The sequence below is a fragment of the Streptomyces sp. NBC_01304 genome, from assembly GCF_035975855.1.
Lineage (GTDB): Bacteria > Actinomycetota > Actinomycetes > Streptomycetales > Streptomycetaceae > Streptomyces.
The window spans coordinates 1,396,497-1,409,382 of record NZ_CP109055.1 but is presented as its reverse complement, the minus strand read 5'-3'; the positions used below and the strand labels follow the sequence as shown (position 1 = coordinate 1,409,382).

Genomic DNA, 12,886 nt, shown 5'->3' with positions numbered 1-12,886 from the left:
CTCAAGGGCTGTACGGCGCACTGCTCAAGGGCTGTACGGCGCACTGCCGGTGAGGACCTGCGTGATCTGGTGGCGGGTGTTGCGGGCCACGCGGGGGTTCGTCGCGGCGTAGTGCGCGTAGGCGTTGAGGCCGGTGGTGAGCGCCCAGCCGCGGCCCCTGGCCCAGGTGGCGTCGTCGATCCGCAGTGCCGTACGGAAGGCGGCGCGGGTCTCGGCGGTCAGGAGGGTCCACGCGATCACCAGGTCGCAGGCGGGATCGCCCATGCCCAGGCCGCCGAAGTCGATGACAGCGCTGACGCGTCCGTCGACGGCCAGCAGGTTGCCGGGGTGCAGGTCCCCGTGGAACCACACCGGCGGCCGGTCCCAGGCCGGCGCCCCGAGAGCCTCCTCCCATACGGCGATGAGCGCGGGGCCGTCGAAGTCGGCGGCCACGTCCTTGATCGCGGCGCGGGTGCCGTGGTCCCGCTCGTGCAGCGACGTACCGGCGAGGTCGTCGTGCGGGCCGGGGGCCAACTCCCCGGCGGGAGCGAGCCGTTGGAGTGCCCAGAGGAAGTCCGCCAGCCGCAGGGCCGCATCGAGCGTGTCGACCGGTGCGTCGAGGGTGGGCGTGCTGCCGTCGAGCCAGCGGGCGACCGACCAGTGCCACGGGTAGCCGAAGCCGGGCGTGCCCAGGCCCAGCGGCAGCGGGACCGCGAGCGGCAGCCGCGGAGCGAGCCGCGGCAGCCAGGTCTCCTCCTTGCGGGCCTGCCCGGCCGCCCAGTCGCCGCGGGGCAGGCGCACCGACATGGTCTCGCCGAGCCGGTAGATCACGTGGTCGGAGCCTGCCGGGTCCAGGAGGCGCAGCGGGAGGTGCGCCCACTGCGGGAACTGTGCGTCGAGCAGCCGGGCGACCAACTTGCCGTCGATCGCAGGGGTGTTGACGACGCCGCTCTCGGCCGGCACGTGCGCTCCCTCCCGGACCCGCACGGGCACGGCGGGCTGTCGGCGTCCATTTCAGCGGGCGGGGAACTTCTTGTCGATCTCTTTCCCCGGCCCCTGTCCCGATCCTTGTCCCGATCCTTTTCCGGATGCCTCTCCCGGCCCGGCTTCAGTCAGTGAGCGCCAGCCGCAGCCCGAACCCGGCGACGACCGTCCCGGTGACGCGGTCGAGGGCGCGGCGCGCGGAGGGGCGCTGGAGCCAGCCGCGCACGACCCGGGCGAAGGCGATGAGGGTGGCCGACCAGACGAGGCCGAGCGCGATGTGTACGCAGGTCAGCAGCAGGCCCATGGTGAAGTGGGGCGCGCCGGCCGGGATGAACTGGGGCAGGACGGCGACGTAGAAGACCCCGACCTTGGGGTTGAGGAGGTTGGTGAGCGTCCCCTGTCGCCAGCCTCCGGCCATGCTGTCCGTACCCTGCAGCGCGTCCGCGTCGCCCGCCTCGCCGCCGGGCGTACGGCGCCAGGTGTCGATCAGCATGCGCGCCCCCATCCACAGCAGATACGCGGCGCCCGCCCAGCGCAGCACCTCGTACGCGACCTGAGAGGCGGTCAGCACGGCCGTCACGCCGAGCGAGGTGAGCGCACCCCAGATCAGGGTGCCGCTCTGGATGCCGAGGACCACACCCCAGGCGCGACTGCGACGGCCGAGCGCGGCGGTGCGCAGAATCAGGGCCGTGTCCAGGCCGGGGGTCAGTGTGAGGAGCCCTACCACCAGGGCGAAGGACCAGAGTGCGGTGCTTATTGCCATGGGACTTCAGCTTACGCGGACCGCTTCACGGCGAGGGTGAGGGGTGGTCCGGCAGCGCCCGCTCGGCGGCGCCGAGCGGGCGGAAGGACTTGCCGGCCGCGTGGTGCTCGTTCCCCTGTCCGGTCAGACGCCGAGCAGGCCCAGGATGCTGGACGCGAGGGTGGGGCAGGTGGGCGTGACCGCGTGCTCGGGGTCGAGCGCGTTCAGGGCCAGGCGGGTGGCGACCGGGTCGGAGACCGAGTTGTTGTGCTGGGCGAAGTTGTCCTTGCACACGTCCTGCAGCAGGTAGTTCTTGACGTTCGGGCCCTCCAGGTACTGGCTCTTCCAGGGCGTGATGACGCTGTCCTTGTTCGTCACGATGGTCGTGTAGTTCACCCCGGGCAGCGTGTCCTCGCCCTTGTTGAGCCTCTTCTGGAACGGCGAGTTGGATACCTGGTCGGTACAGGCGGGGCACGGAATGTCGACGAACTTGCCGATGGGCACCAGCTCGGAGAAGCCCTCGAGGAGCGCCCGCAGGTCCGGGGCGTCGGCGAGCAGCGCGTCCATGAAGTCGGAGCGCCCGGTGCCGTGGCTGGACGGCGAGATGCCGACCAGCGTGTGCACCTTGTCCGCGCCGCCGGCGAACTTCATGTAGTAGCGGGGCATCATGCCGCCCTGCGAGTGCCCGACGATGTCGACCTTCTCGGTGCCGGTCGCCTCCAGCACGCCGTCGACGAAGTCCGCGAGTTCCATCGCGGACTGCGAGACCCGGTCGATGCCGCCCACGATGAGGCTCAGCAGGCCGCTCGACTTGCCGTAGTCGAGGGAGAAGACGCAGTACCCGGCCTTCTTGTAGTCCGGCGCGGTCTTCGCCCACACCCGGCCCGCGTCGAACGTGCCGTGCACCAGGATCAGCGGGCGGGGGTGCTCGGCGCTGGGTTTGCAGGACCAGTCGTTGACGCCGGGCAGGTTCGGGGTGGCGAACTTCTTGGCGTCGTCCACGGGGTCGGTGCCGGCGGGACCGGCTGCGGGCTGGGCGGCAGCGGCGGCGGCCGGCGCCGCCATGAGCGCGCAGGCGGCGAGGAGGGCGACGGTGGCGCGGCGGAGGTGCCTGCGCGCGGGACGTACGGACATGGGAACTCCAGGAAGGGACGAGGAGGGTCACTGAACTCCCAGCCTCTGCGGAGGTCCCGGCCGCCGCACCTGTACTTGGTCCGTACGCCGCACCCGTGCTGGTCCCGTGCGCCCGTACCGGCGCCGGTCCCGCGCACCGCACCCGCGCCTTGTGCTTCGGTGCGAAACCCGGTCCGACCGCGCACGCAGGCTCAGCCCGAAGGCTCGTCCGGGACGGGCTGCTCGGGATGGGGCCCTGCCTTCCGTGGCGCTCCGCGCGGCCCCGCGCCGGGCTGGTCGGGGTCGGGCAGCTCCGGGTCCGGCTCCCGCCCGCCGCCCGTCCGGGGTGGTTCGGGTTCCGGGACGTCCAGGGGGTCGTCCGCGTGGGCCTGTTGATCGGGCAGGTCGCGCGGCACCGCGGGCACCCGCTCGCCGGGGCCTTCCGGCAGCTCGTCGCCCGCCACCTCCGACGGCTTCTCCTTGCCGGTGGCCGGCGGGTCGCTGTCGAGAGCACGGTCCGTGGCCGTGGCCTCCTCGCCGGCGCCGCGCTCCGGCCGGACCTCCTCGATCTGCTCGTACTGGCGCTCACGTTTGGCATTCGATCCGCGAGGCACGCTCGCTCCTTTCCTGGGCCGACAGGGCGGTCGCGGCACGCTGCCGGGTCCGGGAGCCGACTGCGGGCGCGGCTCCCGCCACCGCTCGAAGCGGGGAGCCGCACCCGCGGTCCTTGCTTCCCCAGGGCCCCGTGCCCGCGGCTCGGGTCCCCTGTCGGGGTGTCCCCAAACGCAGGAGCCGGGAGCCCCTCCCGTGTCGCAGGCGCGTACATGCAAGGGGGTCAGTGGTGCCGGGCGCGGTGTGTCAGTGCACGGGCGATCCGGGGCAGCGCGGTCCCCGCCAGCAATCCGGCCAGTGGTAGGACGACCTGCACCCATGGATCGCGGATCGGCCTGTACGTGGCGTCCCCGCCCCGGATCACGATGAAGCCCAGCGGCTTCGCGCCGCCCCCGCCCCCGCCGCCCCCACCCTCGCCGGACTTGTCCGTCCCGGTTTCCTGGCCGGCGCCGCCACCGAAGCCGAAGCCGACCTGGGCGACGGGGATGACGGTGACGTCGTCGCGGGTGACCGGTTCGCCGTAGACCGCGGTCACCGAGGCCCGGCCGCCGAGCTTCTCGGCCAGGGCCTCAAGGAGCGCCACCGAGGCGTGGGCGGCGGACAGGCGCTGCGGCGGCCGGGGCGTGCCGGCTGCGGGTGGGGAGGTCATGGGGTGACTCCTGTGCGAGGGCGCCGGTACGCGGCGCTGGGCGGGCTCGGTGCGGACACTTCACGCTAAGCCGGAACTCCGCGCGCCGGTGGGTGCGTAACTGGACGCGCTGCCAAAGGAGTTGGGGGAGTGGCGCCGCAGCGGCCCGCTGACCTCGGGAAAAGGCATTGCTCAGGGCGTCGGCGGCTGGCTAAGCTTCCTGGCGTTCTGTTGTCTCCGATCGAGGTGGACCTTGCGCATCTGAGGTAGGCGATCACCACGCCCGTACGGCACCGTCCGTACGGATGTCACGCCACGGCGGCCATCGCGCTGTCCGTGAGCTCTCGCGTGGAGCGACCTCGATGCCCGAACCGCCCTCTCCCACAAGGGAGACGGCTCTCTCGTACGGCAACGGTCGCCGCGTGGTGCCGCACACGCCGCTCCCCCGGAGCTTGATCCCTTCGCCGCCCCCGGCGGCGACCGCATCGGCACGATTGGCGACTCATGTCCGCAACCCTCGTATCCAAGAACCTGGCCGCCGGCCACGGCGACCGCTCCCTGTTCAGCGGCCTCGACCTGATCGTGGCGCCGGGCGATGTGATCGGCCTCGTCGGGGCCAACGGGGCCGGCAAGTCCACCCTCCTGCGCATCCTCGCCGGGCTCGACGAACCGGAGGAGGGCGAGCTGCGCCTCGCCCCCGCCGTCGCGACCGTCGGGTACCTGCCGCAGGAACCCGAGCGCAGGCCGGGGGAGACCGTGCGGGACTTCCTCGCCCGCCGCACCGGCGTCACCGCGGCTCAGGCGGCGCTCGACCGGGCCACCCAGGCCCTCGTCGACGAGGTGGCCGGCGCCGATGACGCCTACGCCACGAGCCTGGAGCGCTGGCTCGCCCTCGGCGCCGCCGACCTGGACGAACGCGCCGAACGCGTCGCCGAGTCGCTGGGCCTGGGCGTCGGCCTGGACCAGACGATGACCTCGCTGTCGGGCGGCCAGGCGGCCCGCGCGGGACTCGCCTCGCTGCTGCTGTCCCGCTACGACGTGTTCCTTCTGGACGAGCCCACCAACGACCTGGACCTGGCGGGCCTTGAGCGCCTGGAGGAGTTCGTACGCGGCCTGCGGGCGGGCGCCGTCATCGTCAGCCACGACCGCGAGTTCCTCAGCCGCACCGTGACCCAGGTCCTCGAACTCGACCTGGCACAACAGGAGGTGAACCTCTACCGAGGCGGCTACGACGCCTACCTGGACGAGCGCGAGGTCGCGCGCAGGCACGCACGGGAGGCGTACGAGGACTACGCCGAGCGGAAGGCCACGCTCGAAGACCGGGCGAACGTCCAGCGCAGGTGGGCGGAGGACGGCGTCAAGAACTCCGTCCTCAAGAGCCGCGACAACGACAAGGCCGCCCGCAAGGCCCGCGCCGAGAACAGCGAGAACCTCGCTGCCAAGGCCAAGCAGGCGCAGCGGCTCATCGAACGCCTCGATGTCGTCGAGGAGCCCCGCAAGGAGTGGGAGCTTCAGATGGAGATCGCGGCGGCTCCCCGCTCGGGCACCGTCGTGGCCTCGTTGCGCGACGCGGAGGTCAGGCGGGACGCCTTCACGCTCGGCCCGGTGAATCTGCAGATCGACTGGGCGGACCGGGTCGCGATCACCGGGCCCAACGGCTCGGGCAAGTCGACCCTGCTTGCCGCGCTCCTGGAGCGGATCGAGCTGGACGCGGGCCACAGCGCCCTCGGGTCGGGCGTGCGGGTCGGCGAGGTCGACCAGGCGCGTGCCCTCTTCCACGGTGAGGAGCCGCTGCTCGACGCGTTCCGCGCCGCGGTGCCGGACTCCGAGCCGGCCGACATCCGGACCTTGCTGGCCAAGTTCGGCCTCAAGGCGGAGCATGTGCTGCGCTCCGCGGCCACGCTCTCGCCCGGCGAACGCACGCGGGCCGCGCTTGCGCTGCTGCAGGGGCGCGGGGTTAATCTGCTCGTCCTGGACGAGCCGACCAACCATCTCGACCTGCCGGCGATCGAGCAGCTGGAATCCGCGCTCGGCTCGTATCGGGGGACGCTTCTGCTGGTCACCCATGATCGCCGCATGCTTGCTGCGGTGCGGACCACGCGGCGGTTGGAGCTGGTGGACGGGAAGGTTGCCGAGACGTTGGTGTGAGAGATTTGCCCCTCCCCGCCCCTTCCCGTAAGGCTGCCGCCGGCTTCAAAGACTGTCCTCAAACGCCGGACGGGCTGATCTGTCGAGGCCGCGCTCGATGAACCAGCCCGTCCGGCGTTTGAGGACTTTCGGGAAGGGGCGGGGAGGGGAAGGATTCATATGGATACGGGAGCGGGGGAATCGGTGGGGCGTCGCTGGGACCCCTTCGCGTGTGGCAGGTGGGACCTCGTCCTGGCGGTGGGCGCCGTGCTCGTGGGTTGTCTGCTCGTCTTTCACGGCGCGGTGCCCAACGGGTTCGGCCGCCTCGGCAGTCTCCTTGAGACGTTCCTGCCCTGGCTGGGCCTCGCCGTACCGGCGCTGACACTCCTTGCCCTGTGGCGGCGGTCCGTGGTCGCGCTGTTCGCCGTGCTGCTGCCGGCAGCCGCCTGGGCCGGACAGTTCGCGCAGCTGCTGTACGTGCCGCCGGCGTCCGGGTCGGCGTACGACATCACCGTCGTCCAGCACAACGTCAGCGACGAGAACCCCGACCCGGCGGCCGCCGCCCGCGCGCTCCGTGCCGCCGACGCGGACGTCATCGCGCTGGAGGAGCTGACCTCCGCCGCCCTGCCTCTCTATGAAGGGGTGTTGGCCGCGCAGTATCCCCACCATGCGGTCATCGGCACGGTCGGTGTGTGGTCGAAGCATCCGCTGCGTGAGGTGCGGCCGGTGGACATCCGGCCGTCAGGTGTCGGTGCGGGCTGGAATCGCGGGTTGCGGGCCACAGCCACGACACCCGAGGGTGAAGTCGCCCTGTACGTCGCCCACTTGCCCTCGATCCGGCTGAGTCCTACACAGGGGTTGGCCTCGGCGCGCCGCGACGAGAGTGCCCGGCTGCTCGGGGCGGCCCTGGCGGCCGAGCGGCTCGACCGGGTGATCGTGCTCGGTGACCTCAACGGCACGGTGGACGACCGGGGATTGGCGCCGGTCGTCTCGCAGGCGGGGCCCGCCGATTCGGGATTCGCGCTGAGCTGGCCCGCGGGGATGCCGCTGGCCCGGATCGACCAGGTCCTGGCGCGTGCGGCGACCGTCACGCGTGTGTGGACGCTGGCCTCGACGGGGAGCGACCATCTGCCCGTCGCCGCGCGCATTGCGTTCTGAAGGTCTGATCCCCTGTTGTCCGGCCACGCAAACGATGCACGAGGACGCCACGACGATCGAGACGGGGCGCACCTACGACCCGTAAGGCGCGGCCCATCGGTGCGGACTTCTTTTGTCAGAAGCGTTGACGAACCAGCGCGCCCCTTCTAGCTTCAACGCGTCGTACTCCATACGTCATATATGAGACGCGATACGCGAAAGCCAAGGGTGCCCATGACCTCTGTGCCGACCCCGATCCCCTCCCGCACGCAGTTCGTGCTCGAGGCGATCAAACACCGCATCCTCACCGGGCAGTTGAGCCCGGGGCAGGCCCTGGTCGAGACCGAGCTCGCCGAGCAGTTCGGGGTGTCCAAGACGCCCGTGCGCGAGGCGCTCAAGACCTTGGCCGGCACCGGGCTCGTGGTGATGAGCCAGTACAAGGGCGGCACGGTGCGCATGGTGGACGCGGACATGGCGCGCGAGGTGTACGACGTACGGCTGCTGCTCGAACCCGAGGCGCTGCGCCGCACCGTGCGTCGTGCCGCGTCCCTGGACGAGGCGCGCCACGCACTCGAACGCGCCGATGCCGCGACCGACACGGCCGAACGCTCCCTGGCCAACCGGGAGTTCCACCGCTCCCTGTACGCCCCGTGCGGCAACCCGCTGCTCGGCCGCATGCTCGACGAGGTCCGCGACCAGGCCGCCCTGGTCTCCGCCGTGGCCTGGGCCGCGGACCCGTCCTGGGAGCGGGAGGCCGCCGAGCACCGCGAGATCCTGCGGCTCGCGCTCGACGGCGACGCGGACGGCGCGGCACGCGCCCTGCACGGCCACATCGCCTCGTTCGTGCGAAGGGCCTTTCCCGATGCGGGACTTGAGGAAGAGGACGCAGCCCGATGACCTTCGCATCCCAGCGGGCCGCGCTCGCCGACGTCGTGGCGATCCCGGTGACGCCCTTCGCCGCGGACGGGTCGATCGACCGCACCGCCCACCGTGCCCTGCTGCGTCGCCTGCTCGACGGCGGCGTACGCACTCTCACGCCCAACGGCAACACCGGCGAGTTCTACGCCCTCACCCCCGAAGAGCGCCGAGCCGTAACCGAGTTGACGATGCAGGAGGCGGGGGAGCGGGCCGCGATCCTGGTCGGGGTCGGCCACGACCTGCCGACCGCCGTGGCCGCCGCCGAGCACGCCCGTGCGGTCGGGGCGCACATGGTGATGGTCCATCAGCCGGTCCATCCGTACGTCTCCGAGGAGGGCTGGGTCGACTACCACCGGGCGATCGCCGAGGCGGTGCCCGAGCTCGGTGTCGTGCCCTATCTGCGCAATCCGCTGCTGCGCGGGGCGCGGCTGGCCGAACTGGCCGACGCCTGCCCGAATGTGATCGGGGTGAAGTACGCGGTACCGGACGCGGCGCGGTTCGCCGCGTTCGCGCGGGACGCGGGGCTGGAGCGGTTCGTGTGGGTCGCGGGGCTCGCCGAGCCGTACGCACCCTCGTACTTCTCGGCCGGAGCGACCGGGTTCACCTCGGGTCTTGTGAACGTCGCCCCGCACATTTCGCTGAACATGATCGAAGCGCTTCGATCCGGTGACTACACCGCCGCCATGAAGGTCTGGGAGCAGATCCGCCGCTTCGAGGAGCTGCGCGCGGCGAACGGGTCGGCGAACAACGTGTCCGTCGTCAAGGAAGCCCTGGCCCTCCTCGGCCTGTGCCGCAGGGACGTACGCGCCCCGAGCAGGCTGCTGACCGAGCCGGAGCGCGCCGAGGTCGCCTCGATTCTCGCGGGATGGTCGATATGAACGGCGAGAGGGCCGACAGGGCAGACGCTGAACCGGCCAGCAGAACAGGCGGCGAAAAGGCCGACAGCGCGCGGCAGTTGCGCAGCCACCAGTGGTACGGCACGGACGGACTGCGCTCCTTCAGCCACCGGGCCCGCACTCGCCAGCTCGGCTACCTCCCCCAGGAGCACCTGGGCAAGCCCGTCATCGCGATCCTCAACACTTGGTCCGACATCAACCCCTGCCACGTCCATCTGCGCGACCGCGCCCAGGCCGTCAAGCGTGGAGTGTGGCAGGCGGGCGGCTTCCCCCTGGAATTCCCGGTGTCGACCCTGAGCGAGACCTTCCAGAAGCCGACCCCGATGCTCTACCGCAACCTGCTCGCCATGGAGACCGAGGAACTGCTCAGGTCCTACCCGGTGGACGGCGCGGTGCTGCTCGGCGGCTGCGACAAGACGACGCCCGCGCTGCTCATGGGCGCGGCCAGCGTCGACCTGCCGACGGTGTTCGTGCCCGCCGGGCCCATGCTGCCCGGGCACTGGCGCGGCGAGGTCCTCGGCTCCGGCACCGACATGTGGAAGTACTGGGACGACAAGCGCGCCGGGCTCATCGGCGACTGCGAACTGGCCGAACTGGAAAGCGGGTTGGCGCGTTCGCCGGGCCACTGCATGACCATGGGCACGGCCTCGACGCTCACCGCCGCGGCGGAGGCACTCGGGGTGACCCTGCCCGGCGCCTCGTCCATCCCGGCCGTCGACTCCGGGCACGACCGGATGGCCGCCGCATCCGGTATGCGCATCGTCCAGCTGGTCGAGCAGGACCGCCGCCTGTCGCAGATCCTCACCGTGGACGCCTTCGCGGACGCGGTCACCACGGTCCTCGGCCTCGGCGGCTCCACCAACGCCGTCATCCATCTGATCGCGATGGCCGGACGGGCCGGCGTCACCCTCACCCTGGACGACTTCGACCGCACCGCCCGCACGGTGCCGGTCCTCGCCAATGTGCGGCCCGGCGGCGAGACGTATCTGATGGAGGACTTCCACTTCGCGGGCGGGCTGCCCGGATTCCTCTCCCGGATCCCCGATCTGCTCCATCTCGACCGCCCGACAGTCGCGTACGACAGCCTCCGCGAGCAGCTGTCGACCGCCCGCGTCCACCACGACGACGTGATCCGCACCCGCGACAACCCCCTGTTCGAGGAGGGCGGAGTCGCCGTCCTGCGCGGCAACCTCTGCCCGGACGGCGCGGTCATCAAGCACATCACCGCCGAGCCGAGGCTGCTCAAGCACACCGGGCCCGCCGTCGTCTTCGACGACTACCGGCAGCTGCAGCGCACCATCAACGACCCCGACCTCGGCATCACCGCCGATCACGTCCTGGTGCTGCGCGGCTCCGGCCCGGTGGGCGGTCCGGGGATGCCCGAGTACGGGATGCTGCCGATCCCCGACCACCTGCTCAAGCAGGGCGTACGCGACATGGTGCGGATCTCCGACGCCCGGATGAGCGGCACCAGCTACGGGACGTGTGTGCTGCACATCGCGCCCGAGTCTCATGTCGGCGGCCCTCTGGCCCTCGTCCGCACCGGCGACCTCATCACGCTCGACGTCGCGGCCCGCCGTCTCCAACTCGATGTGTCCGATGAGGAGTTGGCTGCCCGCCGCGCCGAGTGGACGCCGCCGCCCGTCCGCTACGGGCGTGGCTACGGAGCCCTGTACGCCGAACAGGTCACCCAGGCCGACACCGGTTGCGACTTCGCCTTCCTGGCCAGGTCCGGCGAGGTGCCGGAGCCGTACGCGGGCTGAGGCGGAGCCGCGGTGGGACGCCGCGCCCGTCAAGCGCCCTGCCCCACCCTTCATTTGTCCGAGATCTCGAACGTCATCTGCGAAGCGCTTCACCGGATCGAACGGAGAACTGTCATGGCCCAAGCCGCAGCCGTGGCGAAACCCCCCGCGCCACCCGCCCCACGCGGTCGGCGGCGAGGGTCGTCGACGCCGCGCGGGCTGCCCTATCTGCTGATCGCGCCGGCCGTCCTGCTGATGCTGGGCTTCATCGCCTACCCGGTGCTCAGCGTCTTCTACTACAGCCTGCAGCACTACAACCCCACCAAGCCGTGGCGCGACGGGTTCGCCGGCCTCGACAACTTCGTGCACGCCTTCACCGAGGACCCGCTGTTCTGGGACACCCTCGGCTTCAGCGCCAAGTGGGTCGTCGTCGAGGTCGGCCTGCAACTGCTCTTCGGGCTCGCCCTGGCGCTCATCGTCAACCAGACCTTCGTGGGGCGAGCGATGGGCCGCGCCCTGGTGTTCTCGCCCTGGGCCGTGTCCGGCGTGCTGACCTCCGTGATCTGGGTCCTGCTCTTCAACTCCCAGACAGGAATAACCCGTTACCTCGCCGACCTCGGCATCGGCAGCTACGGAACCTCATGGCTGTCGGACACCGCGACCGTGTTCCCGGCGGCGATCGTCGCCGACCTGTGGCGGGGCGTGCCGTTCTTCGCGATCCTCATCCTCGCCGACCTGCAGTCCGTCTCGAAGGACCTCTACGAGGCGGCCGAGGTGGACGGCGCGGGCAAGGTCCGCCAGTTCCTGCACATCACGCTGCCGCACCTGAAGGACGCGATCGTCCTGTCCACGCTCCTTCGCATGGTGTGGGAGTTCAACAACGTCGACCTCCTCTACACCCTCACCGGCGGCGGCCCCGCGGGGGAGACGACGACCCTTCCGCTGTACGTCGCCACCACCAGCGTCGACGCCCACAACTTCGGCTACGCCTCCGCCCTGACGACGGTGGCGTTCGTGATCCTGCTCTTCTGCTCGGTGCTGTATCTGCGCCTGAGCAAGTTCGGAGGTGACAGCAAGTGATCACCACGGACAAGAATGCGGACCGCGATGCGGAAGCGCCCGTCGTGACGCCCGCCCCCAACTCCCCGTCCGACAGCGTCGGTTCGCGCCGGGAGCCCAAGCGGCGCCGAGCCTGGGACGAGGTGCCGCGCTGGCAGATCTATCTGCCGCTCTCGGTCTATCTGGTCTTCACGCTCATCCCCTTCTACTGGATCATGCTCTTCGCGCTGCGCCCCGCCGGCTCCACCTCGCTGGTGCCCTGGCCCCTCACCCTGGAGCACTTCGACAAGGTGTGGACCGAGCGGGCCTTCGGCACGTACTTCCAGAACAGCGTGCTCGTCGGCCTCGCCACCTTGGTGATGACCACGCTGGTCGCGCTGGCCGGCGGCTATGCGCTCGCCCGCTTCGACTTCCGGGTCAAGCGCTGGTTCATGCTGGCGCTGCTGTGCTCGCAGTTCGTGCCGGGCGCGCTGATGCTGGTGCCGCTCTTCGAGATCTTCGCCAAGCTGCAGATGATCAATTCGCTCGGCAGCGTCATCATCGCCGAGACCGTCTTCCAACTGCCCCTGTCGATGATCCTCATCAGCAACTTCATCAAGAACGTGCCCTATTCGCTGGAGGAGCAGGCCTGGGTCGACGGCTGCTCGCGCTTCCGCGCCTTCTGCGCGGTGGTCCTGCCGCTCCTGCGCCCGGGACTGATCGCGGTGGGCTCCTTCGCCTTCGTGCACAGCTGGAACCACTTCCTGTTCGCGCTGATGTTCCTCAGCAACCAGGAGCTGCAGACGATCCCGGTGGGCCTGAACACGCTGATGAGCGCGGACAGCGTCGACCTGGGCGCGCTCGCGGCGGGTGGCATCATCGCCGCCGTCCCCGTCGTGATCGTCTTCGCATTCATCCAGAAGTGGCTGATCACCGGCTTCAGCGCTGGGGCGGTGAAGGGATGAGCGGC

Annotated in this window: 12 protein-coding genes; 7 read left to right on the top strand and 5 right to left on the bottom strand. The window is 70.9% G+C overall.

The window, feature by feature from the left end:
• Positions 1–24 precede the first annotated feature (24 nt).
• From OG430_RS06095 to OG430_RS06075, 5 genes are all read right to left on the bottom strand, one after another.
• Positions 25–942: an aminoglycoside phosphotransferase family protein gene (locus OG430_RS06095; RefSeq protein ID WP_327351386.1), complete on the bottom strand. Its 918-nt coding sequence runs from the start codon at positions 940–942 to the stop codon at positions 25–27.
• Positions 943–1,087: 145 nt separating this feature from the next.
• Positions 1,088–1,726: a LysE family translocator gene (locus tag OG430_RS06090; RefSeq protein ID WP_327351385.1), complete on the bottom strand. Its 639-nt coding sequence runs from the start codon at positions 1,724–1,726 to the stop codon at positions 1,088–1,090.
• Between the two features lie 123 nt (positions 1,727–1,849).
• Positions 1,850–2,839 (bottom strand): esterase/lipase family protein, encoded by a 990-nt coding sequence (locus tag OG430_RS06085; RefSeq protein ID WP_327351384.1) that lies wholly within the window; start codon positions 2,837–2,839, stop codon positions 1,850–1,852.
• A 191-nt stretch (positions 2,840–3,030) separates the two neighbouring features.
• Positions 3,031–3,432: a hypothetical protein gene (locus OG430_RS06080; RefSeq protein WP_327351383.1), complete on the bottom strand. Its 402-nt coding sequence runs from the start codon at positions 3,430–3,432 to the stop codon at positions 3,031–3,033.
• A 221-nt stretch (positions 3,433–3,653) separates the two neighbouring features.
• Entirely contained in the window at positions 3,654–4,079 is a 426-nt protein-coding gene (locus OG430_RS06075) for a spore germination protein GerW family protein (protein ID WP_327351382.1), read from the bottom strand.
• Between the two features lie 483 nt (positions 4,080–4,562).
• On the opposite strand from OG430_RS06075, the gene OG430_RS06070 reads away from it, so the two are divergent.
• The 7 genes from OG430_RS06070 (at position 4,563) to OG430_RS06040 (ending at position 12,881) form a co-directional block, all read left to right on the top strand.
• Complete coding sequence (locus OG430_RS06070; RefSeq protein WP_327351381.1) at positions 4,563–6,206, top strand: ABC-F family ATP-binding cassette domain-containing protein; 1,644 nt, start codon at positions 4,563–4,565, stop codon at positions 6,204–6,206.
• Between the two features lie 159 nt (positions 6,207–6,365).
• Positions 6,366–7,343, top strand: a complete 978-nt coding sequence (locus OG430_RS06065; RefSeq protein ID WP_327351380.1) for an endonuclease/exonuclease/phosphatase family protein — start codon at positions 6,366–6,368, stop codon at positions 7,341–7,343.
• A gap of 213 nt (positions 7,344–7,556) precedes the next feature.
• Positions 7,557–8,219 carry a GntR family transcriptional regulator gene (locus OG430_RS06060; RefSeq protein ID WP_327351379.1) on the top strand — a complete coding sequence of 221 codons (663 nt, stop codon included), beginning with the start codon at positions 7,557–7,559 and terminating at the stop codon, positions 8,217–8,219.
• Positions 8,216–9,118, top strand: coding sequence for a dihydrodipicolinate synthase family protein (locus OG430_RS06055; RefSeq protein ID WP_327351378.1), 903 nt, complete (start codon positions 8,216–8,218; stop codon positions 9,116–9,118). Before OG430_RS06060 ends, OG430_RS06055 begins: the two co-directional genes overlap by 4 nt.
• On the top strand, positions 9,106–10,899 hold the full coding sequence (gene araD / locus OG430_RS06050; RefSeq protein ID WP_442816439.1) for an L-arabinonate dehydratase: 1,794 nt from the start codon (positions 9,106–9,108) through the stop codon (positions 10,897–10,899). The genes OG430_RS06055 and araD overlap by 13 nt, the downstream gene beginning before the upstream one ends.
• 114 nt (positions 10,900–11,013) lie before the next feature.
• A complete protein-coding gene (locus tag OG430_RS06045) occupies positions 11,014–11,958 on the top strand; it encodes a carbohydrate ABC transporter permease (protein WP_327351376.1) in 945 nt (314 codons plus the stop codon).
• A gap of 44 nt (positions 11,959–12,002) precedes the next feature.
• A complete protein-coding gene (locus OG430_RS06040; protein WP_327358968.1) occupies positions 12,003–12,881 on the top strand; it encodes a carbohydrate ABC transporter permease in 879 nt (292 codons plus the stop codon).
• The last annotated feature ends 5 nt before the right edge of the window (positions 12,882–12,886 follow it).